Below are 25,914 nucleotides of genomic sequence, written 5' to 3'. Positions count from 1 at the left end.
CCCTTTGCCGTGCCAGATGCAGAAGCTCCAGGGCACTCGCCACTGTCCGATGACCAGATACAGCATGACTAGATGCAACCCCCGTTTGCCATTGAGTACCCGCACCCAGGGGTCAGTCTGCACCGTTGCACTGTCGTCTCCAACCTCCGATGGTAAACTCGTTGCCAGGTGAGCAAACTTGCCACACTTGGGCAGCGTCGTCAGGTCAAGGATCACTTTTAACGTGGTCATGCCGGGAGGCAGGTGCCGCAAAACTTGGTTGAGCATCGCGCGGCGCGTGGCGCGAATCACTCCTACCGTTGACCAGTCGTAGCGATTGAGAAAGCGACTCAAGGCACTCGCGGATTTGCTGGTGCAGTGGGCAGGGATGGCTTGTCCTTGGGCTTGTAGAAACAGTCCGAGCAGCGCTTCGAGACTGCTGCGCTGATGAGGACTAGGCATCAATCCGAGCAAGGTATAGACTAGCGATTGGGCGTACTCAAAGATGGTTTCCATAACCGTCAAACCAAATTACTTCTACGCCCTTTCTTTCAGATTTTCAGCCGTTTGGCAACCCCTTCTTGAGAATGGTGCAAGATCTGAGGTAATTTAAAGCTTGAATTTCAGCAGCGCTCAGACCTGTTTTTTTGCTGATCGTTTCGGCATCTAGAAGATCGAGTAATTTGCGGGCGATGGCGATCGCGGCTTCTTTGCGTCCTTTTTCCATGCCTTTTTCCATAGCTTTTTGTTCAGCATAAAGAATCGCATTTTGACCATCATGCATAAACATTGCCTGCTTTTCTAGCACTTCTATCTCTCGCTTCGTCAGCTTGCTTTCTCTTGCCACTTTAAACGCTTTGTTAAGGGCAGGAATCTTTTCCATCGTGGGGGCACTGACGGCAGTTTGTTTGCAGATTTGAGGAAGTAAACCCACTTGTCAGTAAGGGTTTCTAACTCTTCTAGTGACTTGTTAAATTTGGGTAACTCGATGAAGACCAATTCAATGCCACTGGTGTAGTCTGTCAATTCTTCAGTTTCTTTGAGCCGATAGCGAGAGATCACCTTTGGGCTATTCGGAAACATTTCAAAATCTGTGATCGTCAGCGCAATTACTGGATTTAATAAGTTGTAACTCTCACCTACATCAAGCTGAATCGAAAACGCTTTAGCAGCGTTGTATAAAATTCGCTTCTCAAATCCCAACGCGTTGAGGACTTGCATCTCAATGATGACTGTTTTGTAATCTGCGGTGACTGCTTTGACATCTAGATAAGAATCTTTGACCCCTTTAATTCGAGGAGCCTGGTAGGGATCTAGAATCTCTAAATCTTGGAGAATGTCTTGCCCATCATATAAAACAGCGTTGAGAAAACTGACCAAAATGTCTTTGCTTTTTTTAGAGCCAAAGATCTTTTTGAACGCAAAGTCAGTTTTGGGGCTGATGAAGACCATAGTGTAAAGCAGAATATCGCTTAGATTCTATTGTAAGGGCTTGCCTCAATTCTCTTCAAAACTCCTTAATCGCTTCCACTAATCGATTGATCTCTGAGTCGGTAGTGAGATAGTGAACGCAAGCGCGAACGCAATCGGGATCAAGAATAGTACGCACAAAGATGCCTTTGCTTTCTAAAGCTTGAACGAGTGAACTATGCTTGCCGCCTTCTAGCTGAAATGAGACTAAACCCGCTTCTGGAGGAGTTGATCGCAGGCATTTCACAGTCGGCACTGCTCTTAAACGCTGCCACAAATCTGCGCTGCGATCGCACACTTGCTGATAGCGCTCTGCGATCGTGCCGTAGGTTGATTGAAGCGCGATCGCGTCTCTTAATCCTGCATAAAGTGGCACGGCTGACGTTGCGATCTCATAGCGTCGTCCGTCGGGTTGCCATCCGGTCGGTGTGCCAGATGAATTGGTGGTGATGCTGCGCCAGCCAATAAAGGTCGGAGACAAACTTTCTCGTGCTTCTGGACGCACATAAAGTCCACCTACCCCTGCCGGGCCACACCACCATTTGTGACCCGTGAAGGCGTAGAAGTCGGCTCCCAAGTCGGTGAGATTCAGGGGTAACACACCCACCGATTGAGCGGCATCGACGAGAATTCTGATGGGATGGTGACTGGGATAGCCTTGACAGGCAGACATGATCGCCGCTAATGGCAAAACTTGTCCCGTATTCCAAAGAATGTGGCTGAGGACGACAAGGCGAGTCTGAGGACGCAAATGCTCATTGATCACCGCCACCGGATCGCCTTCATTCAGAGTCGCCTTTAACGGACACATCGACACTTCAATCTTAAATCGACGCTGAATCTCGTAAGCCGCCGCCACAATGCCGGGATGCTCGCAGTCAGTTAGTAACAAGTGATCTCCGGCGTTCCAATCAATGCCCCAGAGGGCAATATTGCAGCCAACTGAGACATCTTCTGTCAGAGTCATGGTTTCAGCAGGGATATTTAATTCTGCGGCGATCGCCCGTCTCGTCTGTTTCGCTTCTTCTCCCATCCAAACGTTGACCGCGCTCGAAAACGGCCCCATTTTTTGCAATGACTCTTGAGCCTGGTTGATGGCATCGATCGCCGATCGCGGCATCGGCCCTTGCCCACCGTAGTTGAAGTAGGCAGCATTTTCTAGATAAGGAAAGTGTTGCCGATACTGTTCTAATTTTGTCGTAGAAAGGCTGACCATACGCTGTCCCGATTTAAACTAATGGTGAATCGAAAGGTGTCGTGAGTGAAGCCTAAAAGAAGATTACGCTTGACAGATGACAAATAATGGTAATGCAGCTAGTCCAATTTCTTGTTAGCGTATAGCTATGTTGCTGACTGCCGACCTTCTGCTTAATTATCAACGGTGTAGCCGTCGAGCGTTTCTCGATCGCCATGGAGATCTCACTCAACGAGATGCTCCCAATGACTATTTGCTGAAATTAATTCAAGACAGCATCGCCAATCATCGGGAGATATTGACGGGCGAAACCTATCAAAAGCCCAGCTATCGATCGGGAGATTGGGCAGCCGGGGCAGACGCAACACTAGAACTGATGCGCCAGGGAGTCGATCAGATCTATCAGCCTGTTTTACGCTCAGAGCAAGCGGGTGTGACGCTGATCAGCGTTCCTGATCTGTTGACCAAACAGCCCGGAGAGTCGGTGTTTGGCGACTGGATCTATGTGCCAACTGAGATTAAGTTGAGCAAACGCCCCAAGCAAGAATATCAAATTATCGTTGCCTACCATGTGAAAGTGTTGGCAGCCGTGCAGGAGGCTTGGTGCGAGTCGGCTTGGCTACTGCTGCGCGGCAAAGGCTTTTATGAGGTCGATTTGTGGGAGGCGATTCCTCGCATGGAGATGATTTTAGACGAGTGTCTCGCCACTTTAAAGGCTGACCAAGAGCCAGAGGTGTTTATCTCGCGCAGTCGCTGTAGCCTCTGTCATTGGTATGGGCACTGTTATGCGATCGCCAAAGCTGACCAACATCTTTCCCTGCTGCCGGGTGTTACGCCCAGTCGCTATCTTCAACTCCAAGCACTCAATCTGACGACGCTAGAATCGCTGGCAGATCTTCACCCAAACAAGCTAGAACTCCTACCAGGATTTGGCGGTGAGGCGGCTCGAAAGTTAGTCCGTCAGGCTCAATCCACAGTTCAAAATCGCGCCCTGTTAGGAGAAAGTTACGCCGCTCTACCCGATACAGAACCGCAAAACGGACACAAACCGATCCATCGCAGCTACGATTCCTCCATTCCGACTGCACCGATCGAGCTTTATTTTGACATCGAAGCCGAGCCGTCGCTAAATCTGATTTATCTGCATGGCGTGCTGGTCGTCGATCGCCAGAAACAAACCGAAGTTTTTCATTCACTGCTAGCAGAAAAACCTGAAGACGAATCAAAAATCTGGCAAGAATTTCTTGACCTTGTGTGGGCGTATCCAGATGCGCCCATTTTTCATTTTTGCCTCTTTGAAGTGCAAACCGTTGGACAGCTTGCCGAATTGTATGGCACTCCCAGAGAACAAATTACGCCTTTGTTAGCGCGCTTTGTCGATTTGCATGAGCGAGTCACAAAATCGGTAACGCTGCCCGTCGAGAGCTATGCGTTAAAGCACATTGCGCGATGGTTAGGGTTTGATTGGCGAGATTCTAGCGCCAACGGTGCCCAATCGATTTATTGGTATGCTCAATGGCTGGCGACGGGCGATCGGGCGTTTTTGGACTCGATCGTGATTTATAACGAAGACGATTGCCGCGCAACCTATCACATCAAAGAATGGCTGACGGGATTTTTTGAGAGTCAAGACATTCATTAAAATGGGAGAACAGCAATAGGTGAACACTATGATTGTCCGACAACCCCGCTACAGCAAAGAAGAATTTGCTCGACGTGGTGATGAGATTTATGAATCTCAAGTGCGATCGCAAGTTGAAGAAGGCAATCACGGTAAAATTGTGGCGATCGATCTGGAGACCGGAGACTTTGAAGTTGACGCAAGTGAAATTGCTGCTTGCGATCGCCTCGAAGCCCGTCACTCAGACGCTCAAATCTGGATTGTCCGCATCGGTTCCCGCCATGTGCGTCGATTTGGCGGACGGACGAAGAGAGCCGTATGATCACCGGGGTCGTCAAACGCGGATTTTGAGCCGATTATTCCATTTTCAGTTTGTGGCTCCGATGGAAAGGTTTACACACAAGACGCGATCGTGGATACAGGCTTCAATGGCTGGCTTTCACTACCTCCCGATTTGATCGCTCAATTGAACGAAACTACATGAATTACGCTTGCTCTTTTGTCGCATACACGATATGTTTTGCTTTCAATCAAAAACAGATGATGTAGAGATACTATGCCAAAGCGTTCAGAAAAGTCTGATGTTAGGCAACTAGCACTGATTCAAGGATTAGGCACACCCAAGGAGATTTTCAGAAACCTCCGCAATTATTTGGCTGGACAGTTTGTTGGTGCGACTCGTGATGAAACATTATTAGATGAGCTTCTTAAATGTCTATTTTGCAAGCTCTATGTTGAGCTAAAGCTTGTTCCACCCCTCGAAATAGAGGCGACTTCAATAGATCTCTCAAAGACAATTCGGAGCGTATTTGCAAAAGTCCGAGAAGGTTTTCCAGATATTTATAATTCACAATCTGAAATTCTTCTAGATCCTGAAACGATTTATAAGGTTATGACTGATTGTTCTTTTTCGCTAATTGATGCGACGAGCGATCCGATTGGTGATGCCTTTGAAGTTTTCGTTGGTAGTGAATCCCGAAGTCGTTCCGGTCAATTTTTTACGCCTCGTTCTGTTACTGATTTGCTGGTTAAGGCAGTTGATCCAAGACCTGGCGAGTCAATTATTGATCCTGCTTGTGGTGCTGGGGGATTTTTAACTTCAGTTTCCCGTTATTGGATTGAAGAAGGATTTTCTGCACAAGAAATTTCCAAGTTCGCTACTGATACCTTCTTTGGCATCGACAAAGATGATTATCTGGTTAATCTTGCAAAACTCCATGTTTCACTTCTAACAGGTGGACATCCGAGTATTCTATGCGGTGATAGCCTGGCGTTACAGGATGGTCTTTTATCCGTTCGAGAAAAAGCTGATGCCGAGGGTTTTGATGTACTTCTAGCCAATCCACCTTTTGGCGTTAATATTGTTGCAGCTAGACCTGAAGTATTAGATAAGTTTCAGTTAGCTCGTAAATGGAAATTTTATCCCGCACTTGACAAGTGGAGTCCAACATCAGAAGTAAGAAACCAAGTATCTCCACAGATTCTCTTTGTTGAACGATGTCTCTCTTTGTTAAAGGTTGGCGGAAGAATGGGAATTGTTCTTCCAGAAAGCATTTTATCGAATAAATCCTATAGATATGTTGTTGAATATCTTTTAGAAAAAAGCAATATCCAAGCTGTGATTGGTATGCCTGAAGCATTGTTTAAAACCTCTGGAAAAGGCGGTACACACACAAAAACTTGCCTTCTAGTGGCTGAAAAGAAAGGAGAAAGTTCAAAAGAGAAATCTACAATATTCATGGCTGAGGCTAAATGGTGTGGTCAAGACTCTCGTGCTCGAATCATTGACAATAATGATTTACCAAAGATAGGAAAGCATTTGAAACTTGCAAAAAACAATGAAGCTTTTGATCAATCTAGCCTTGGCTTTTTAGTTGATATTGATTCAGTGCAATCGAAAGTACTGTGTCCCAGATATTATGATCCTCAAGTTAACGAAAACTTAATTTCCTTAGAAAATACTCATGCCTTGCTTGACTTCGGTCAACTTGTTAAAGACGGAGTGCTAAAAGTTTCTACAGGAGATGAATTAGGTAAGCTTGCGTATGGTACTGGAGATATTCCATTTATAAGAACGTCGGACATTAGCAACTGGGAACTAAAAGCTGATCCCAAACATGGTGTTGCTCATCAAATTTTTGAATCTCTGAGGAAGAAACAAGATATTCAGGCTAATGACATCTTGATGGTTAAAGATGGTACATATTTAATTGGAACTTGCGCGATAGTAACGGAATATGATTGCAAGATCATTTATCAGAGCCATTTGTATAAGGTTCGTGTAATGCCTAACAGCTTAGACCTGAATCCGTTTCTCCTACTCGCTGTTTTAAGTTCACCAGTTGTTCAGCGTCAGGTAAAATCTAAACAGTTCACACAAGATATTATTGATAGTCTTGGTGAAAGAATCAATGAACTCGTTCTACCTATCCCAAAATCTGAGCAACTACGTCACGAGATTACAGAAATGGTCAGAACCTCTATCAATGACCGTGTTGAAGCCAGGGAACTGGCGAAGAAAGCTAGATTAGCGGTGGCTGGTTCATAGTCGCTATGCCAAGCCCTCATTTTCATAGTTATGAGTGATTTGTTTAAGTAAGTTTCGTACTTCTTCAAGACTCATGCTGCCCTGAATTCTATTTCCATTGGCAGAGATCCAACTTATATTTCCTGGTGTATGTCCAGCAATAAGACTATTTGGGTCGTCAAGCTTGAGAGGGTTGAGATGCCCGACTTGGAAATTTGATTTCCCATGCGTAGGGTTCATTAATTCTTCTCTAAACTTTTGAAATACAAGTGGTTCCAGCGTTATGGGACAGCGAGATATTTCCATCGCTTGTGGAAGAATTTCTTGCTCTTGGAGCATTTCTCGAAAATTTTCAGGAAAGCCCTCAAACGCACAAAGCTGTGTAATAAGCTCATATTCAATTGCTATACATACCCGTCTAAGGGAAAAATGAACTGAGCGAGGATGGACTTCCCATCGTTTTTCTCGATTTGTCTTATAGAGTCCAGTTAGTACTCGATCCGTCAGGTACGTTTTTATCTTGATTTTGTCATCAAGTACTTTCTTGAAGAACACAGCATCAGGACTGGTTTGAGGATTAGTGAGATACTGTCGCAGTTTAAGAGTTCTAATGACATTTTCATCAACAATCCATACAACATTTCCTTTTCTGTGGATTTTAGTAGCCATATCATTAATGGCAGGTCGTTCTACATAGTCAATCGGTAATTCGTAGGGAAGGATACCATGCTCAAGAAATAGAGTCAGCACCTCAAGATTTTCAGAATTCTTGAGCCAAACGCCTGTAAGAGTGAAAACAAGATCCTGAGCAATTTCCACACACTCATTAAAAGAGCATTCTCTTGGATCTCCGCTAAGTTGTGAGTACCAACGAGTGCGAAACTTAGTTGTTTCAATACCTGGAATCTTCACTAACTCAATCAAAAAAGCATGTCGAAGGATTCCGAAGGCAATCTGTTTGTATTTGTTGTTACTGAAGTCATTCCTCAGAATATTGATGCTGTCAGAGGTTGCTTTGTTAGTAGAAAAAATTGACCAAGCGCTATCATAAAGCAATTTCATACTAAAACGGTCAGATGCAATGAGTTGATCTATGATTTTCTGCACAGTTACTTACCCCCCTCAGTTAGAGCTTTTTCAAACTCAGCAATAAAAACAGGAAGGGGGCGATCGAGTGCTTGACACCAGGCTTTCAACTCAACAACGTCAAGTCTCCGCTCACCTCGCTCACATTTACTAATGATGGATTGAGTGGTTTCAAGCCTTTCTGCAATTTGTTCTTGGGTAAGTCCAGCACGCTCTCGTACTTCACGCAGCAGTTTGAGGAAGCACTTGTAATCTTCTGAAAAGAGAGATTTTTTCATAACCCCCTCCTGTTCTCTTGCAGAAGGGTAAAGTCTATTTTGGAATAGTCCAATTTCGACTATTTCCAGGATGCTCGTAATTTCTGAATTTTGTTGAGATAAGACTCTGAGTAATTAACATACATCTGCAAACACGGCAGCCCAATGCTGCGGTAGGTCGCTCAAGCAGTCAATCAAATCTCAGATCCCATGACGCAAGCGAATCTAATTGCCGCCTCTGCAATTTAGAAGATGAAGTCATTTCTCGTGTATTGCGGAGAGACATCATGCAGGAATCCACCGTTTATCGTTCGATCCTGGCAGAGGGAGAAACCAAGGGGGAAGAAAGAAAACAACGAGAAATCGCGATCAATCTTCTACGCAGAGGCATCGCGATCGACATTATTGCCTCTTCTACGGGTTTATCGATCGAGCAAGTCCCACAACTTCAGCAGCAGGTGGGTAAGTCTCCAAAAGCTTAAACTTGGGTCTTGCAAGGGCATGGCAGTGCCCGTTACCATTACAAGTAACCGTATTTAATCCACGATCCTTGCTCAAATACAATCTAAGCAACAACCCTCGGCCCATCAACTCTTAATTCTAATGAGTCTGCACTGAACGCGGAAATCGGCATCGTGTCAATCACACTCGCAAACGGAGAAACCTCTGGCACCTCTAATTTGGCTCCAATCCAACCAAAATTAGCTGAAGCCGTCGCATTAAACCGCAGAAAATTAGAGTTCAACAAACTATAGACTGGAAACGCGATCGCTTGCCTTACAAGACTCACTCGCCAGCTAGAACTCAAAGAACACAGCACCCGATCGTCTTGTTGAACGACAACTCGCTGCGCTCCTGCTTGCCAGTCAAACGTAGCCAACTCCTTTGGCATTCCCCAAATTTCTCGACCGCCAGCCACCGAATCGGGATTGTCAACATAAATATGAGACACCCAAGCGCCGATCGTTTGCTCTCGCCTTACCACGCCAGCTACCACAATTAGCTCGTTATATTCCAGGCTAGAGCCAGTCCCATATTGCGAGAAATAAACACCTCCCAGCGTTTTGTCAGGGGCAGCCGACACGATCGCCAACTCTGGCGGAATAAACGGCGATGCTTTGGCGATATCAATTAAATGCAGCGTTTGAAACGCAAACCCCTTCAGTGTCCAGGGTGCTTGAGGATAGCTCATCTCATCGGCTCCCAAAATTGTGATGAACTTAACCTAGACGAGAAGCCCGATCGTGCCCTCCTCAAAGAGGCAGAAATTCCGAACTACTCTTCAAGTTACTCAAAAAATAGTTCGTGATTCTCGCCTGTCAAAATTCGGCTTACCCGCCAAAATTCGTGTTAAGAAACGTGATCCCATTGGTAGAATAAGCATAAATATAGTCTTAAGCTCCTCAAAATCGGTTAAAAATCTCAGTCTTTAGCGAGATATCGGTCAGGTTTTTCTAGGATGTGATTAGTCCTACAGGCTTGCAGTATCGCGAATTATTAGTGATTTTTTTGTCTAGCAGCTAATCTCTCTGCTAGACATATCGCTTATTCATTGATCGATTGGTATACGTAAATACACGATTGCAGTAGAATCAGTCGTTATCTCTCAGTTCCTGCCCCGCCAACCCTCCGAGCAAGACAGCATGAACGTAGCACTTTCCATTCCCACCAAAGATATTACGCTTCCTGATTGGTTGCGCGATTGCTTGAATGAGCGATCGCAGCCAGACAACCCCAAGGCTTCTAAAGACAATGACCTGATTTGTCGAGCATTTGAGTTTGCCTATCAGCTTCACGAAGGGCAATATCGGGCATCTGGAGAACCCTACATCGCTCATCCGGTAGCAGTTGCGGGTTTGCTGCGCGATCTGGGCGGCAGCAGCATCATGATTGCGGCAGGCTTCTTGCATGATGTGGTTGAAGACACGGATGTCACCTCCGACGAAATTGAGCAGCGATTTGGTTCTGAAGTGCGCTGTCTTGTTGAAGGAGTTACAAAACTTTCTAAGTTTAACTTTTCTAGCAAAACTGAGCGTCAGGCAGAAAACTTTCGCCGTATGTTTTTGGCAATGGCGCAAGATATTCGAGTGATCGTGGTCAAGCTGGCCGATCGCCTCCACAACATGCGAACGCTAGAGCATCTGTCCCACGAAAAACAGTGCCGCATTGCCCTAGAAACACGAGAAATCTTTGCTCCACTCGCCAATCGTCTCGGCATTGGCAACCTCAAATGGGAGCTAGAAGACCTCGCATTTAAGTATCTCGAAACCGACGCTTATCAAGATATTAAGCAACGGGTGGCAGAAAAGCGGGGCGATCGTGAAAGCCAGCTTACCGAGGTTGCTCAAACGTTTAAAGAGCGCATGACTCAGCTAGGAGTTCACTGCGTTGAGGTGAGCGGTCGCCCGAAACATCTGTATGGCATTTACCAAAAGATGCAGCGTCAGCAGAAAGATTATGAGCAAATCTATGATGTTGCCGCGATTCGCATTATCGTCACCACAAACGACGAATGCTATCGAGCCTTAGCGGTGGTTCATGATATGTTCCGTCCTATTCCCGGACGCTTTAAAGATTATATTGGGCTGCCTAAATCCAATCGCTATCAGTCACTGCACACCGTGGTGATTGGCACGACGGGTCGCCCCTTAGAAGTGCAGATTCGCACTTTAGAAATGCATCACGTCGCTGAATATGGCATCGCCGCTCATTGGAAGTATAAAGAAGCCGGGAGTTCTAGCGCTCAGCAGATGACGACAACCGATGAAAAATTCACCTGGTTGCGGCAATTACTTGACTGGCAAAATGACCTCAAAGATGCTCAAGAATATTTAGAAAGCATCAAAGACAATCTGTTTGACGGCGATGTCTTTGTCTTTACGCCACGCGGAGAAGTGGTTTCGCTGAGTTCTCGATCGACTCCCGTCGATTTTGCCTACCGCATTCATACCGAGGTAGGCAATCACTGTGCAGGTGCCAGAGTCAATGGGCGCATTGTCACCCTCGATACGACGCTACACAACGGCGACATTGTGGAGATTATTACGCAGAAAAATTCTCACCCCAGCTTAGACTGGCTGAATTTTGTAGTGACCTCTGGGGCCCGAAATCGAATTCGGCAGTGGTATAAGCGATCGCACCGAGACGAAAATATCTTGCGCGGGCGAGAAATGCTAGAAAAAGAACTGGGCAAGAAAGGCTTTGAAGCGCTGCTCAAGTCTGCACCGATGCAAGTCGCCGCCGAACGGTGTAACTATCACAGCGTTGAAGATCTGCTGGCTGCGGTTGGCTATGGAGAGATGACCCTCAACCTGGCGCTTAACCGCATTCGAGAAGCTGTCAAAGCCCAGCAGCCGCTCGCCAAAATCTCTGATGCTGGCAGCATTTTGACTGATCCCCAACTCTTGTTGACCGCCGCTCCGACGCTGCGTTCTCTACCGCCTGCGACTTCTACAAAATCTCCGATCGCGGGGGTTGAGGGCTTGCTCTATCACCTCGCGGGCTGCTGCAACCCTGTGCCCGGTGAAGCGATTATTGGAGTAGTTACCCGCAGCAATCGCGGCATTTCAATTCACCGTCAAGGCTGTAGCAACTTAGAGCAGGTTGACGGCGATCGCTTAGTTCCGGTGAGTTGGAACCCTACCAGTCAGAATGGCGGAAGACCGCAAACCTATCCCGTTTGCATTCAGATTGATGTCATCGATCGAGTCGGGGTGCTCAAAGATATTCTGTCTCGCTTGACCGACCACAATATTAACGTCCGCAACGCTCAAGTCAAAACCTTCCCCGATCAAACTGCCGTCATCGATTTGGGCATCGACATTTGTGATCACACCCAGCTAGAGCGCACCTTCGCCCAAGTCAGAAAAATGACTGACGTTTTAAATCTGCGCCGCGTCAACCAGGTTGAAGAATAGCCAACTCTGCCCTTTCCTCAAGCCAGTTCCTACAAATTTTCCGGACTTGAGGGCTGAGTGCGGAATATGGTTTCTACCGCCTGTATCAACAAATACGCTCTTCCCAGTCTAGATTACGACGTGCTTAAAGTAACTTAAGCGATCGTCGTTTCAATTGAGCCTACAATGCTGTAGGAACAACCTAGTAGATTATCTCTGTCAATCATCAAAGTTACGGATCTACATAAAGGAAAGATGAAGCTGTGGTCAAGTAAGTCGGGGTAACTGTATTTAGTTTTGATTAAGTGACTCTAATTACACTGAAAAGCCCCCTATCTCGGTTAATATTAGCGTTAGCTATAGCTTCTAATAGTCTGGGGTTGGGTATTGATACTCAGACGACTTATGAATTTAAATTTATATGAAAACGATCGTCCAGTCTCTATCTCTCAAGAAGCACCTGGCGATGACGAGAGCGCCCTTGTTAAACTCCAATATCTGCGTATAGGAGTCTCCATCAAATGAGCACATGGACCACGTATCGCAATCGTGAAATCACTCAAGAAGAGCAGAGACTCTATAACCATTTTCTCGATCGAGTGCCCTATGAGTCACCCAGACAATTGATCGATCGCTTCCGATCTCTGTTTATTGAGGGCACCAGCTACGATCCTCATGTTATGGCAGATTTAGATAAAGTCGTCGCGTCGAAAGTCGCCGATCAAGAATTTAAGTTTGTTCTGAACCGTTGCTGCCACATTTTGATCAACCGTTGGCAAGCCCGACCTCAAGCACAGAGAGCGATCGTTGAGTTAGTCGCGCTGCTGTCATCGCTGCCTACCCGCCCGGTAATGGAGCATTCTCGCACCCGCACCGTCAAGCAACTGCGAGAACTCGTCAGGCAGTTTCTTGAGACTGAGCAATATCTGACGCTGCGCCGTTTATCTCAACTGATGATTCAGGGAGCCGAAACCCACAGCGCCGAAACCTCGCAACTAGGAACTCTGATCCGTCGCTATCCTTATCTTTATGAGCATTGCCTGGTGAGTGAGGGCAGCCCCGATGAACACCAAGAATCGATTCGACAAATTCAAACCCAGGTGCAGAGACAATATGAGATTGACCTGTCGCAGTATGTAACCTATCAGGTCAGACGATCGTTTGAGCTTCGTGAAACGCCTCTAGCATCGCCCCTTATTGCGTCTGCTCAAGTCCCTACTCGATTGATCACTCCCGTTAAAAATCCGACTTTGCTTGACGATCGCGATCTGCGATTTGCGTTGCAGCAGTTTGCGGGCAAAATCGAGGGAGCTTACACCCACCGAGATATCGCTCAACGATTTCTGAACCATGCCAGCGACACGAAATCTTTTAAAGCATTTAAAGACGATCTCTATCAGTACATCACCGCCTCGATCGACTCTGAATATGGCAAGCGGCAGTTTAACAAACAGCTTTATGCTCACCTGCAAGCCACGCTGCCTGAGAGCGATTTTCAGCCATTAAATGATTTTCTAATTGTCAGGACTTGTAGCCAGTTACTCAACTTCTTGGTGGTCGAAAGTCCACAACAGCCTCAGCATTTCGTCTTTGTGGATCTGCTTTCAAATTTGGGCCCGACGCTGACGACGAGCCTGTTGCTCAAGATTGTGCTGCTCTGTCGCAAAGTCAAGCCCTATTTAGAAAAACGCTTCTCAATTTTGTTTAGCCACTACGAGTCTCACACACGCAACTGCGTTGACTGGCTGATCGCGGCGATGGAAAATCTTCACGTTGCCCTGAGCATAAACTTCAGCACCCTCAATCTCTGCTTTGTGAATCAGCTAGTTTAGATCGTAAATTAACGTGAGTTCGAGAGTTTTTTCGCTTCGTTCTCAACGGCTTCCCGAATTCATCACCGAAGCGAACGACTGTTGTCGAACTGACGTTGAATTAAACCGATTTGCAGGTTAAGCGTTTCGTTTAAAGTAGTATTGTGGTCAACCTGAAAGATGGCACAAGTTCGTAGTGCCTGCCAACTTGTCCACAGTCTATACTATTTAACGAAAAGTTTGAGGAATAATCTGGAAAATGACTCAAGTAGTTTTAGGTGAAAACGAAGGTATTGACTCAGCGTTACGCCGATTTAAGCGGCAAGTCTCCAAGGCAGGGATTCTAGCAGACGTGAGATCCCATCGCCACTTTGAAACTCCGATCGAGAAACGCAAGCGCAAAGAAGTCGTCGCCCGTCGAACTCAGCGCTATCGTTAAAGCGGCTGTTAGGATCAAGAAAAGATGAGTGGCAGTCTGAGTTCCTCGCTCGTGCGCTGCCTTCTGTTGATATCGTTCTTGTTCCAGCCGCATTAATTCTCAAAACCGATGTCAAACCCAGCCACAGATTCGGACGATTTGTTCTCTGCCCCACGCCAAACCACGCTGAATCAAGACTTAGATGAAGCCATTCTCAGCTTTGATGAAATTCAGACGGAACTCAACTATAGGCAAGCTCAGACTGCCCTGCGAGATCTGGTCGAAAATTTAGACTTGACTCCTCAAGAGCGATCGGGTTTAGAACCAGAGATCAACGGGCTAGAAACCATGCTGGATAAGCTGGATCGCTTGGTCGTGCACATCGCAGCGTTTGGCATGGTGGGGCGGGGAAAATCATCGATATTAAATGCTCTTTTAGGGCAAAAGGTTTTTGAAACCGGCCCGATTCATGGGGTAACTCAGAGTCAGCAGTCAGCAAACTGGAGCCTGACGCGAGAAGCGATCGAGGGCAGCGATCGCGATATTCTGCGCGTTTCTCTACCCGGCATTAATCAATCTCATGTCGAACTCATTGACACACCCGGCATTGATGAAGTAGATGGAGAAGCGCGGGAAGCTTTGGCGCGTCAGGTGGCAAAACACGTAGACTTGCTGCTGTTCATCATTTCGGGCGACATGACGAAGGTAGAGTTTCAAGCGCTCTCAGAGCTGCGAGAGGTTGGCAAGCCGATGATTTTGGTCTTAAACAAGATCGATCAATATCCTGATGCCGATCGCGTCAGCGTCTACGAAAAAATTCGAGATGAGCGGGTGAAAGAATTGCTTTCGCCCGACGAAATTGTGATGGCGGCAGCATCTCCGTTAATTGCCAGAGCGGTGAAGCGTCCTGATGGTCGAACGTCGGTGCAGTTGAGCGCTGGAGAACCGCAAGTAGAAGACCTGAAGCTAAAAATCTTAGAAGTCTTGCACCGCGAAGGAAAATCGCTAGTTGCACTGAACACGATGCTCTACGCCGACGATGTGAATGAGCAATTGGTGCAGCGCAAAATGATGATTCGAGAGCAAACCGCCAATCGGATTATTTGGAATGGCGTAATTACGAAAGCCGTCGCGATCGCGCTCAACCCCATCACAGTGTTAGACATTCTCAGCAGTGCAGCGATCGATGTGGCGATGATTCTCGCGCTATCAAAACTCTATGGAATCAATATGACGCAGCAGGGCGCGATCGGGCTGTTAAAGAAAATCGCGATTACGATGGGCGGCATCACTGCCAGCGAACTCTTGGCAAACTTAGGGCTGAGTTCTCTTAAAGGTTTGCTGGGTTTAGCAACTCCGGCAACGGGCGGACTCGCGCTTGCACCCTACTTTTCGGTTGCATTGACGCAAGCCGGGGTCGCAGGTGTTTCATCTTATGGAATCGGGCAAGTGACTAAAGCCTATCTCGCAAACGGTGCGGCTTGGGGCCCGGACGGGCCCAGAGCTGTAGTGAACCGGATTTTATCTTCTCTGGATGAAGCGTCAATTCTCAATCGCATCAAAGATGAGTTACGCGCCAAGCTCGATCTGCATGGGCGGAAAGCAGATGCGAAGAGTGAAAGTTAGCTTAACGTCAGTTCGGGATAAGAAATCGCCAGAACTCCTGATTTTCCGTGGCTTGCTGCCCTGATCTAAATCAAGCTCTTGTCAATAATCCTTGCAGTTGAGAATATTCTTAATAGTAGGTCTTATTGAGAAAAGCTTACTAGCTGGTTAATTGGCTAAAGCTAGTTACAATGTGGGTTTTAGCCTTTGGCTTAACCCGAACTCAGGTTAAACTATGCTGAGAGCCTTCGGTTTCTAACCGAGAGGTGAAAGCTAACTACAGGCTTTAGCCTGCTGTGCGTCCGGGCTGCTAAAATGATTGCAATCCCTTGAGTACGTCCTATCGTTTGCCAAGAGCGACACAGGGGCTGAAGACCATGCAAACACTCGCTCTAAAAGTAACGGCACAGCTAGGCATCGTTCTAGCCGAGTCCGATAGGGCAGCTTTGAACCTGCCAAGCCGCTTGAAAAATCAGACGGCAAGCCATTGCGAAGCGGTGCTTTTAGCCCGCGTAGCAATATCCGCTTAGAATCCTCCTTTTTCAAAAGGGGAGAGTTCAAGGCAAGATTTCTAGAAGTTTTTGCTGTAGTAATCATCAAAGATTCTTATTCATTCCAATCTCTGATTACCTGCCACACAATTTTGGGCTGATAGAAAGCCGCAGGCGATTTTAACAGATGAGCAATTTCCATAAACAGCGTGTTCGTTTCTGAGTCAGAGCTAGTCTGTTTCATCAGTTGTTTGACATATCCACTTAGCAAATTCTCAGCCCAGTTGGAGCGCGATCGTCCTTCAGTGGTTAAAAAGCGCGAGTCTTGCCCGACTGCCAGCATCCACGGAAAGCGATTGCTTTGGGCAAGCTGGCGCTGAAAGTCAGCAGAATGACGACTGCTGCGCGCTAGCCAATCTCGCAGCACTAGGGCAGACAGGGCACTAATCGTCATTCCTTGTCCATACACTGGGCACAAGGCGCACACCGCATCCCCTAACGCCACAAAGCCGTCAGGAGGCTTGATCTTTTCGTAATGTCGCCAACGATTTGCCGTTGCACGATGAGCATAAATCGCAGAAACAGGTTTTGCGGTGATGATCGCGTCGTAGAATTCCGAACTTGGGAGACTGCGGGCAAACTCTAAAAAGCCGGGTTCGTTGATCGGCGGAAAGTCTCGCCCATATCCGCCCAAGGTTGCAATCCACTGTCCGTCTTCAATTTTTGCCAGATAGCCTAATCGCGTCGCATCAGGAGGCTGCTGAGAAATCAACATCACCTTCCAGTCGAATGTGACGTTTTTAGGTGCAGAATATCGACGAGTGGCATAGCCCAAAAATGGGTTGACTACGGTTTCTGAGGGCGCTTTAAATCCTGCGTTCTCTAACCATTTGGGAGCAGCAGACCCGCGACCACTCGCATCGACTACTAGCGCTGTCGCGATCGTCGATCGCCCTCTCTCAGGCAGAGACTCTAACTCAACGCCCGTAATCTTCCCGTTTTTTGACAACAGGTTAACGACGCGATGACGATCGACAAACTTGACTTGAGGAAATGCTGCGAGTTTTTGACGAATTGTCCATTCTAGCAACGGACGTGAACACGTAAAAGAAGCAATATGAGTCGGCTGATCAGTGCGGCAATTCCAGGCTCCTTCGTTGAAATAGTGAAACTCTCGCGCCCAGTCGATCGGAATCGCGCCCGTCTGCCGCAAATCGTCACCAATGCCAGGAAATAGCTCTTCTAAGATTTGATAGCCTCGCGTAAATAAGACGTGAGGTTGAGGAGATTGCGGCACTCCCTTGCGGCTTTCGGGATGAGCAGGCAAGCGATCGCGTTCGACCACGATCACCACATCGAAAAAGTCAGTTAAGACACGTGCGGTCAAAAGTCCGGCAATGCTACCACCCACAACCACCGCCTGAGTCAGATCTACCATAGGGTCACGATCAAAGCCTTGAAACTTTACGCTAATTCTAAAAGGATGTGCAAGAAGTTGCTAGTGATAGAGATTAGCAACCTAGAACTTAAAACTTCATCCCATCTTCATCTCATAAGTTCTACCGTTCACTGAAGCGTTACACATAGCATTTCTCGACTGATCGGCAACGAATTAGAAAATCATTAAGATACTTTTTATAATCACCAACCCAGTGTGATCACTTAACGTTTTCTGAACGTCTTCTTAAAGAAAATATTGGATGTTATAGATGTCGCTATTTTTACTCGTTGATCATGCTGAGAACAAAGTATTGGATTTCGTTATTGAGTTGCTCTTTGCTGATGTCGATCGCTGGCAACATTCACGGTGTTCGCTCTGCTCAAGGGGCATCTCTGGTGAATAACTTGGTGATTCCGGGAGAAAGCACCGACCTCGCAGCAGGGAGTGGAGCCAACGCCAATCGGCTAGGCGGCTTCTTTTCAGACTTGTATTACGATCGCTATCAAAACCTTTACTACGGACTCGTCGATCGCGGCCCTGGCGGCGGCACGATTTCTTATAACACCAGAGTTGAAAAGTTTTCGCTGGATGTTGATGCCAAGACAGGCGCGATCGCAGGCTTCAAACTTCTCGACACTATCTTGCTCACTAATGCGGGTAGCAATTACAACGGCTTGAATCCAAAACTATTGAATGGTGATGCTAGCAAGTTGGGCTTGAGTCTCGATCCAGAAGGCTTTGCGATCGCACCAAATGGCAATTTCTACATCGCTGACGAATATGGCCCTTCGATTAACGAATTTAGTGCGAACGGTTCATTAGTTCGATCGTTTGCCACACCCAGCAATCTGCTGCCTAAAGATGCAACTGGGCTAAATTTTGTGGCTGGTCGCCCGACTTTGATTAGCGGTCGTCAAGACAATCGCGGCTTTGAAGGCGTGACTTTGAGTCCTGATGGCTCAAAGCTATTTGCGCTGCTGCAAGGCCCACTCGTGAATGAGGGAGGCACCCCAGCCAGCCCCGATGGTCGCCGCAGTCGAAATTTGCGACTCGTAGAATTTGACACAAAAACCGGGAAAAACACCGGACAGTATATTTATCAGCTAGAAGACATCAGCACGATTAACGATCGCATTCCTGGCACCGCCGATGACTTTACGGCGACTCAGCAGGGGCGCAATATTGGCATTAGTGCGATTACCGCCCTCAACAACAGCGAGTTTCTGGTTTTAGAACGGGATAACCGGGGCGTTGGCGTTGATGACCCAGCGGGCACTAACCCGATCGGCAGCAAACGGGTTTATAAAATCAGCCTGAATGGGGCAACTAATGTGAGTGATACCAGTCTGGCTGGCACGAATGCGCTTCCGGTGGGCATCAATGCCGTCAGCAAATCGCTCTTTTTAGACATTGCTGATGCGCTCAAAGCATCAGGTCAAAAAATCCCCGAAAAGCTAGAAGGGCTGGCGATCGGGCCTCAGCTAACAGATGGCTCTTATGCACTGCTGATTGGCACCGATAACGACTTTAGCGTCACCCAAAACGGCAGTAACGTTCAGTTTGATGTGTGTACCAATGGTATCTCGATTCCGTTGGGAAGCGGTTGCCCAGCCGGATCAACGCTAATTCCGACTTATCTCTACTCATTTAAAGCAAGCGGTGCAGAGTTAAAAGGCTTTGTGCCTCCAGCTAAAGTTCCCGAACCTGCATCAGCGATCGGGCTTGCACTAATCGCAGTCGGTGCATTTGGACTCAAACGCAAACAGACAGCGCAGTAGCCATTCTCATTTCGATCTCCTGTTCCCTCTCCTGCGGGAGAGGGCTAGGGTGAGGGCAAATTTAGCGCGTTCAACTGGTATAGACTGGCTATACCTTATTTTAGAAGCCCCCGGTTTTATGGCTAACCAGTTGCGGCAGCGCCTCAGATCGTTGGTGTTATTCTGTCTGTGCTGCATTTTGGCAGTGAGTTGCAATCACTCTACGCTAGATTCACCCAACCTCAACAGTGGACGAATTACGCTAGGCACAACTGCGACAGTGAGCACGATCGACCCCGCAGATGCTTACAATATCTTTTCTGGCAATTTGCTCTATAACTTGGGCGATCGGCTCTATACCTATAAGCTGGGCACTAGCGAACTTGAACCTCAACTGGCAACGGCTCTGCCGATCGTCAGCAAGGATGGATTAACGTATAAAATTCCTTTACGTCGCGGTGTTGTGTTTCATGACGGGGCTGCGTTTAATGCCAAAGCGATGACGTTTTCGCTTCAGCGATTTATTCAAAATGGCGGCGCACCCTCGTTCTTGATTTCTGATAGTGTTGACTCGATTACGCCATCGGCAGACTATGAGCTAACGATCAAACTCAAAAAGCCGTTTGCCGCATTTCCTTCACTGTTGGCGTTTTCGGGTGCGTGTGCGGTTTCTCCAAACGCTTATGAAATCAAAGAAGGGTCGTTTAAGTCGGATCAATTTGTGGGCACAGGTGCTTACAAACTGGTGAGATATGGCACCGACTCAATGCAGTTAGAAGCGTTCGATCGCTATTGGGGCAAAAAACCCGCTAACAAGGGCGTTGATATTCAATTTTTCTCCAGTCCTGCCAATCTGTTTAACGCCTTTCGGACTGGCGCGATCGACGTTGCTTATCAAAGCCTCGCGTTAGATCAAATTCGGGCGTTGCAGGAGAAAAAAGCAAGTGCAGGCTGGCAGATTATTGAGGAATCTGGGAGCGGCATTAATTATCTCACCTTAAATATCAATTCGCCGCCATTGGATAAGTTAGAAGTGCGGCAAGCGATCGCGTCCATCATTGATCGTCCGCTTCTACAAAGTCGCGTGTTTCAAGGACAGATTGAACCACTTTATAGTTTGATTCCGGCAACGTTAGCGGTGCAGAAACCTGTGTTTGAAGTCTATGGTGATCGCAACGTCAACAAAGCGACAGAGCTTTTGCAAAAAGTAGGCTATTCAGTCCAGAATCCTCTCAAAGTTGAGCTTTGGTATCGTTCTAATTTAAGCAACGATCAGATGGCAGCGTTAACGCTAAGAGCGATTGTTCAAAAAGAGCTTGGTGGATTGATGCAAATCGACTTAAACAGCATTGAATCTACCGCAGCTTATAAAAACTTAGACAAAGGCGTTTATCCCATTTTCTTATTAGACTGGACTCCTGATTTTCTTGACGCAGATAACTACATTTATCCGTTTCTAGAATGCTCTAAAGGTAGTGTGAAAGCGGGATGCGAAGAAGGACAGAGTTTTGCTCAAGGGTCATTTTACTATAGCGATCGAGCCAATCAGTTAATCGATCGCAGTCGTCAAGAACTCAACCCCGAAACTCGCAAAAAGATCTTTGCTGAATTGCAAGAGGTCTCGGCTCAAGATGTTCCATTTATTCCCCTTTGGCAAAACAAAGATTATCTATTCGCTCAAAAAGGAATTCAAGGCGCTCATTTAGAAGTGACTCAAAAAGTTCCCTTTGGGGAAATGCGTAAGTCCTAAATCAGGAAGACTTGAATCAAAAGCCGATCGCAACTGCCAAACTAAAAGACAATCATTAAACGTCTCTTTTTGAACTGACCCATGTCTCGATCGAGTTCTCTGCGTTACTACATTTTGTCGCGGGTCTTGCTTGCCCCTGTAATGCTGTGGCTGATCACAAGCCTGGTTTTCTTGCTGCTGCGAGCCACGCCCGGAGACCCGATCGATGCGCTGTTAGGCCCGCGTGCCCCCGAAGCCGCAAAGGAAGCTTTACGCGCTCAGTTGGGCTTGGGAAAGCCACTATTTTTGCAATATCTCGACTATATGGGCGCTTTGCTGCGTCTAGATTTAGGTAAATCACTCACCAGTAAGGAATCGGTGTGGGAGATTATTGGCAAGTTTTTTCCGGCAACGGTTGAACTGGCGATCGTCAGCATGGCGATCGCGCTGATCGTTGGCATTGGCGTTGGCGTAATTTCTGCCTCTCGCCCCAATAGCGCGATCGATGTCGGCGGTCGGTTGTTTGGCATTATCACTTATTCCATTCCGCTATTCTGGCTAGGAATGCTGTTGCAGTTAATTTTTTCAGTGCAACTCGGTTGGTTCCCGTTGGGCACCCGCTTCCCAGTCACGGTTCCTGCACCTCAAGGCATTACCGGACTGTATACGATCGATAGCCTTCTCAAGGGCAATCTCAATCAGTTCTTCATCGCCTTATACTATCTGGCGCTGCCCTCACTCACACTGGGAGTTTTAGTCAGTGGCATCTTCGAGCGTATTGTGCGCGTTAATCTCAAGCAAACGCTCCAAGCCGACTATGTAGAAGCTGCCAGAGCCAGAGGCATCCCCGAACGAAAAATCCTTGTTAATCATGCGCTTAAGAATGCGATGATTCCAGTGATTACAATCTTGGGGTTAACGCTAGCGTCAATGCTAGGTGGCGCAATTTTGACAGAAGTTACATTCTCGTGGCCCGGACTCGCTAACCGCTTATATCGCGCGATCGCGCAGCGTGACTATCCCACCGTGCAGGGAATTGTTGTATTTTTTGCAGCGATCGTGGCGTTGTCAAGCATCGCGATCGACGTAATCAACGCCTACATCGATCCCCGCATTCGATACTAAATAGCGGATGAACAATCTGTTAGATCACTCATCCGCTAACTCTGTTAATCAATGCGTTGCTAACGCTGGTTTATCGATTGTTAACGCCACCAGGTAGACACTCTACCGGAATCGGATTTGCACTAGACCGCGGAATCGGATTTGCACTAGACCGATCTGGAGTAGAATAAGCGCGGTTGAATGAAGCTCCCCGATCTGCACTATACGCCTGTAAATTCAGGTTCGATTCTCCGCCAGACGTGCCCGCCGGCCCGTTGCTGCGAAACGGAATTGCTGCATTGGGGTTTCTAGCCGAAAACTGACCATCACGGCTCATTCCATAGGAGTTGTAGCTGTTAGATGAGTTGTCCGATTGATTCATCGCATTTGAGCGATTTTGAGGAACCGTTGCAGTGTCATAGCTCGACTGACCTGAATTATTCATTGGGCCACCAATACCCCCATTGACATAAGCCGAGCAATCTACCGATCGGTTATTGGGGTTGACTTGAGCGAAAGCAGGTAGCCCAGAAAAGGCAGCGAGTCCGGTCGCACCTAGCAGAGCAATCATGCGCTTGATTAAACGATCGTGACTGAATGAGTTCATGAAATACGCTCCAAAAAATGTAGCTTTATATACCTTTCAAACTTTAGGAGACGAGCATGATTGTGTTCTCTGTCATTAGGAGTTGATGGAGTTCTGTCTAGGGTGAGATTTGAGCAGAGGTCTTAAAAGAACGTATAGATTCTGAAATTCGCTCCCACGCCAGATACAGAATGAGCGCTTTAACGCTAGAGTATGGTTTTCTGTAACCACACTAAAATTGTTCTAGAAGCGTTGATCAGGAACGAAATAGCGCTACTTTCTTAATCGTAAACTGGAGGCTGATTATGCTGGAGTTATATCAATTTGAGATGTCTCACTACGCTGAAAAAGTTCGGCTGATTTTAGACTATAAGGGTCTGGAATATCGCAAGATTGAAGTCACTCCCGGCGTTGGACAAATTGAGCTTTATCAACTGTCTGGACAACGACAGGTGCCCGTCCTCAAAGATGGCAGCGAGATTATTGCAGACTCAACGGCGATCGCAGAATATCTAGACAAAAAATATCCCGAAAAGCCGATCATTCCCTCTGAGCCAAAACAGAAGGGGTTATGTTTGCTGATCGAGCAATGGGCAGACGAATCGATCGGCCTCAATGCTCGTAAAGGGTTAATTGGCTCGATCGGCTCTAATCAAAATTTCCGCACGGCTTTGCTGCCCAACTCGGTTCCTGATGTCTTTAAGAACCTGGTGGGTGCCATTCCCCAAGAGCTATTTGGCTTTCTGGGTATGGGCATGGGAGCCGATGCCGTTAAAGATGCTCAAGCTGCTCTCAAGCGTGACTTAACGGCCCTCTGCTTCATTCTGCTGGAGCAACCCTATTTGCTGGGAGATACGCCAACGCTGGCAGACTTTGCCGTCGCAGGTTTAACGATGTATGTCAAATTTCCCACGGGTTCTTATTTGAATATCCCTGAGGCGCTCAAAGGTCAAGGCATTTCTGGAATCGCAGACGTTGGCACGTTTGAGCCGTTCTTCACTTGGCGCGACAAGCTCTATGCTGACTTCCGCAAGTCTTCGCCGTTTGCAACTCCATCGGGTTCTTCACCGACCTCGATCGATATTGACTAGTGAGTTATTTTGTGGGATGGGCATCTTGCCTGTCCCACTGATTCACCTGCTTAGAATTATTTAGCTCTTGTTCAAATACTGATCAACTTTCTGCCAAACTTCTTGAATATCGAGATCTAGCCAACCTTGAACAATGACAAAAAAGTGGCTGCTTTCAGGGCTAAATACTTTCTCAACATCCCAAGATTCAAAGGTTTCTTTATACCAAACAGAATCATCGTTTGTGTAAATGGGGTCTGTGACTTCAATGTGATATTTGTCGAATCGGTTTGTCTCTTCTAAGAAAATATAATAAAGACCGTATTCTGTCCACGGCGTGCAGACTGATAGATAAGATCTCCAGCTTAATAACTGATGACGAAGCGTTGATTTTTTGGGTAAAAATGTAGTTAGAAACTTCAAAGCAACGACTTTCAGATCTCTTCGTCTGAGTGGGAATTTTGTCTTATGGTAAACCTGCGTCAAATAGGTTTGCAATTCCAGCATTGCTTGCTTACTTAGCACGGCTGGAGTCACGTTGTGCAATAGTTCGCGGCTCCTGGCAGTCATTTTGAGGACTTCTTCTGCCCAGCCGTACCAATCATGATGAGTGTGCGTTTGATGAATGTAACAAACTGCCCGTCCGTCTTTAATTAAATCTTCAAAGTAGACAGGTTTTGTACAGATCACATCTGCATCTAGCGTGAGGTAAAAATCGGTTTCTATTTTGTCCGCGATCGCAATCTTAATAATCTGCTGCTTAAACCACCCTGGCACCGATTTAAAAATGCTAAATCGATTGGACGATCGAAAGATTTTGAACTCAGGCACCAAGCTCGATTCTGGAATCACACAATATTGCTCGTCTGAAATCAGCGACTTAATTTGCTCGAATTCATGATCAGGAGTAACAATCCAGCATTTGCCCAAATCTTTGAAGAAAAGCTTTAAGGATGTGTGCAAAATCTCAAATCTTGGATAATCCTTGAGCGTCAGAGGAATTACGGCATCTAATTTCCGATCGTTCACAATCAAACCCCTCAAATATTGGTCTTCATGCACCTAGCTACACCATTTGGATTTGCGATCGTTTTTCCCAAGTTGGTATCAAGAGAGCATTCTGGGTCAATCTTTACACGAGCACAATGAAGTTATGGTGAAGCATCATCGGGTTTATGTAAATTCACAGGTTACACTTGGGGGAATCGAAACGGGTGTCAATTTTGATCTTCTCAAACCCTGCTTTCGTCAAGATAACTTCCAACTGTTGAGTGGCGTTGTTGCTTGCGGCTTTCAAAATTTTACTCTCGCAGGCTTCCTTGCGGATGACATCGATCGCCTGACGTTGAACCTTCTCATACTCTTCCGCTCCCGCTTTTGCCCCAAAATATTCGCGGTAGCTTGCCAGGGTTGACGAGCGATCGAGATCGAGATTGACCGCAACAATATGAGCAGCGGGAAGCGAGATGCGAATAGAGTGTTGACTAGAGTCGAATTCTAATACTTCTAACTTTGTCAGATCTAACCCTGCCTGCACTTTGCCGACTCCTTCATAAACAAGATGAGTCTTTCCAACTGGAAAATATTTCAGTTTCTTTGTTGTTTCCTCCAAAGTCACTGCCACTTTGCCATCTACAGTAGCTGTAACAAACTCACTGGCATCTTGAACCCCACTAAAAATCAGGTTTCTAACCCAAGTTTTATCAATAGAAACAGGCTTGGCAAAAACAAACCAGAGCACCATAATGGCAACTAACGCGCTAACCCCAATTAGCCCAATTTGTCTGTTGAGTTTATTAGCCGTCGATTGGATAGCAGTCTGGAAAAGATTGGCTGTGTTCACTAAAGTTTCTCCTGGCGCTCTCAAGGAT

Annotated in this window: 22 protein-coding genes and 1 pseudogene; 12 read left to right on the top strand and 11 right to left on the bottom strand. The window is 46.8% G+C overall.

Going from position 1 to position 25,914, the window contains the following annotated elements; genetic code table 11:
* From C7B65_RS13560 to C7B65_RS13550, 4 genes and pseudogenes are all read right to left on the bottom strand, one after another.
* Positions 1–495: pseudogene (locus tag C7B65_RS13560) on the bottom strand (hypothetical protein); the annotation flags it as partial.
* A gap of 43 nt (positions 496–538) precedes the next feature.
* Complete coding sequence (locus C7B65_RS29470) at positions 539–826, bottom strand: hypothetical protein (protein WP_317615821.1); 288 nt, start codon at positions 824–826, stop codon at positions 539–541.
* Complete coding sequence (locus tag C7B65_RS13555) at positions 805–1,431, bottom strand: Rpn family recombination-promoting nuclease/putative transposase (RefSeq protein ID WP_317615820.1); 627 nt, start codon at positions 1,429–1,431, stop codon at positions 805–807. Before C7B65_RS13555 ends, C7B65_RS29470 begins: the two co-directional genes overlap by 22 nt.
* Before the next feature lie 55 nt (positions 1,432–1,486).
* On the bottom strand, positions 1,487–2,665 hold the full coding sequence (locus C7B65_RS13550) for an aminotransferase class V-fold PLP-dependent enzyme (RefSeq protein WP_073072282.1): 1,179 nt from the start codon (positions 2,663–2,665) through the stop codon (positions 1,487–1,489).
* A gap of 127 nt (positions 2,666–2,792) precedes the next feature.
* Here C7B65_RS13550 and C7B65_RS13545 point away from each other — a divergent pair, with 127 nt between their 5' ends.
* The 3 genes from C7B65_RS13545 (at position 2,793) to C7B65_RS13530 (ending at position 6,813) form a co-directional block, all read left to right on the top strand.
* The gene (locus tag C7B65_RS13545) at positions 2,793–4,286 is read left to right on the top strand and encodes a TM0106 family RecB-like putative nuclease (RefSeq protein WP_073072280.1); all 1,494 of its coding nucleotides are present in this window, start codon (positions 2,793–2,795) and stop codon (positions 4,284–4,286) included.
* 28 nt (positions 4,287–4,314) lie between these two features.
* Positions 4,315–4,587, top strand: a complete 273-nt coding sequence (locus C7B65_RS13540; protein ID WP_073072279.1) for a hypothetical protein — start codon at positions 4,315–4,317, stop codon at positions 4,585–4,587.
* A gap of 234 nt (positions 4,588–4,821) precedes the next feature.
* Positions 4,822–6,813, top strand: coding sequence for an N-6 DNA methylase (locus C7B65_RS13530; protein ID WP_083582950.1), 1,992 nt, complete (start codon positions 4,822–4,824; stop codon positions 6,811–6,813).
* A 3-nt stretch (positions 6,814–6,816) separates the two neighbouring features.
* On the opposite strand, the gene C7B65_RS13525 is transcribed toward C7B65_RS13530, so the two are convergent.
* Positions 6,817–7,899, bottom strand: a complete 1,083-nt coding sequence (locus C7B65_RS13525) for a hypothetical protein (RefSeq protein WP_073072278.1) — start codon at positions 7,897–7,899, stop codon at positions 6,817–6,819.
* Positions 7,900–7,901: 2 nt separating this feature from the next.
* Positions 7,902–8,156, bottom strand: a complete 255-nt coding sequence (locus C7B65_RS13520) for a helix-turn-helix domain-containing protein (protein WP_073072277.1) — start codon at positions 8,154–8,156, stop codon at positions 7,902–7,904.
* A 266-nt stretch (positions 8,157–8,422) separates the two neighbouring features.
* Here C7B65_RS13520 and C7B65_RS13515 point away from each other — a divergent pair, with 266 nt between their 5' ends.
* The gene (locus tag C7B65_RS13515) at positions 8,423–8,617 is read left to right on the top strand and encodes a hypothetical protein (protein ID WP_073072276.1); all 195 of its coding nucleotides are present in this window, start codon (positions 8,423–8,425) and stop codon (positions 8,615–8,617) included.
* A gap of 83 nt (positions 8,618–8,700) precedes the next feature.
* On the opposite strand, the gene C7B65_RS13510 is transcribed toward C7B65_RS13515, so the two are convergent.
* Complete coding sequence (locus tag C7B65_RS13510; RefSeq protein ID WP_073072275.1) at positions 8,701–9,327, bottom strand: acetoacetate decarboxylase family protein; 627 nt, start codon at positions 9,325–9,327, stop codon at positions 8,701–8,703.
* Between the two features lie 451 nt (positions 9,328–9,778).
* On the opposite strand from C7B65_RS13510, the gene C7B65_RS13505 reads away from it, so the two are divergent.
* From C7B65_RS13505 to C7B65_RS13490, 4 genes are all read left to right on the top strand, one after another.
* Complete coding sequence (locus C7B65_RS13505; RefSeq protein ID WP_073072274.1) at positions 9,779–12,052, top strand: RelA/SpoT family protein; 2,274 nt, start codon at positions 9,779–9,781, stop codon at positions 12,050–12,052.
* Positions 12,053–12,552: 500 nt separating this feature from the next.
* Positions 12,553–13,863: a hypothetical protein gene (locus C7B65_RS13500; protein ID WP_073072273.1), complete on the top strand. Its 1,311-nt coding sequence runs from the start codon at positions 12,553–12,555 to the stop codon at positions 13,861–13,863.
* A 238-nt stretch (positions 13,864–14,101) separates the two neighbouring features.
* On the top strand, positions 14,102–14,281 hold the full coding sequence (gene rpsU, locus C7B65_RS13495; protein WP_073072272.1) for a 30S ribosomal protein S21: 180 nt from the start codon (positions 14,102–14,104) through the stop codon (positions 14,279–14,281).
* Between the two features lie 108 nt (positions 14,282–14,389).
* Positions 14,390–15,886 carry a GTP-binding protein gene (locus C7B65_RS13490; RefSeq protein ID WP_073072271.1) on the top strand — a complete coding sequence of 499 codons (1,497 nt, stop codon included), beginning with the start codon at positions 14,390–14,392 and terminating at the stop codon, positions 15,884–15,886.
* 585 nt (positions 15,887–16,471) lie between these two features.
* Here C7B65_RS13490 and C7B65_RS13485 read toward each other — a convergent pair.
* Entirely contained in the window at positions 16,472–17,794 is a 1,323-nt protein-coding gene (locus C7B65_RS13485; RefSeq protein ID WP_073072270.1) for an FAD-dependent oxidoreductase, read from the bottom strand.
* 296 nt (positions 17,795–18,090) lie between these two features.
* Here C7B65_RS13485 and C7B65_RS13480 point away from each other — a divergent pair, with 296 nt between their 5' ends.
* From C7B65_RS13480 to C7B65_RS13470, 3 genes are all read left to right on the top strand, one after another.
* Complete coding sequence (locus tag C7B65_RS13480; RefSeq protein ID WP_073072269.1) at positions 18,091–19,575, top strand: esterase-like activity of phytase family protein; 1,485 nt, start codon at positions 18,091–18,093, stop codon at positions 19,573–19,575.
* A gap of 118 nt (positions 19,576–19,693) precedes the next feature.
* Positions 19,694–21,304 (top strand): ABC transporter substrate-binding protein, encoded by a 1,611-nt coding sequence (locus C7B65_RS13475; RefSeq protein ID WP_073072268.1) that lies wholly within the window; start codon positions 19,694–19,696, stop codon positions 21,302–21,304.
* A gap of 81 nt (positions 21,305–21,385) precedes the next feature.
* Positions 21,386–22,408, top strand: a complete 1,023-nt coding sequence (locus C7B65_RS13470) for an ABC transporter permease (RefSeq protein ID WP_073072266.1) — start codon at positions 21,386–21,388, stop codon at positions 22,406–22,408.
* Positions 22,409–22,478: 70 nt separating this feature from the next.
* On the opposite strand, the gene C7B65_RS13465 is transcribed toward C7B65_RS13470, so the two are convergent.
* Positions 22,479–22,994, bottom strand: a complete 516-nt coding sequence (locus C7B65_RS13465; RefSeq protein WP_073072264.1) for a hypothetical protein — start codon at positions 22,992–22,994, stop codon at positions 22,479–22,481.
* 284 nt (positions 22,995–23,278) lie between these two features.
* Between C7B65_RS13465 and C7B65_RS13460 the strand changes: the two genes are divergently transcribed.
* Positions 23,279–24,064: a glutathione S-transferase family protein gene (locus C7B65_RS13460; RefSeq protein ID WP_073072262.1), complete on the top strand. Its 786-nt coding sequence runs from the start codon at positions 23,279–23,281 to the stop codon at positions 24,062–24,064.
* 60 nt (positions 24,065–24,124) lie between these two features.
* Here C7B65_RS13460 and C7B65_RS13455 read toward each other — a convergent pair whose 3' ends face one another.
* Together C7B65_RS13455 and C7B65_RS13450 are read right to left on the bottom strand one after the other, a co-directional pair.
* Positions 24,125–25,072 carry a DUF6492 family protein gene (locus C7B65_RS13455; protein WP_073072260.1) on the bottom strand — a complete coding sequence of 316 codons (948 nt, stop codon included), beginning with the start codon at positions 25,070–25,072 and terminating at the stop codon, positions 24,125–24,127.
* Between the two features lie 154 nt (positions 25,073–25,226).
* Positions 25,227–25,886, bottom strand: a complete 660-nt coding sequence (locus C7B65_RS13450) for a DUF4230 domain-containing protein (RefSeq protein ID WP_073072259.1) — start codon at positions 25,884–25,886, stop codon at positions 25,227–25,229.
* Positions 25,887–25,914: the final 28 nt, after the last annotated feature.

The sequence above is a fragment of the Phormidesmis priestleyi ULC007 genome (assembly GCF_003003695.1).
Taxonomy (GTDB): Bacteria; Cyanobacteriota; Cyanobacteriia; order Leptolyngbyales; family Leptolyngbyaceae; genus Phormidesmis_A; species Phormidesmis_A priestleyi_A.
The sequence above is the reverse complement of the archived record's forward strand: the minus strand, read 5'-3'. Positions and strand labels throughout refer to the sequence as shown.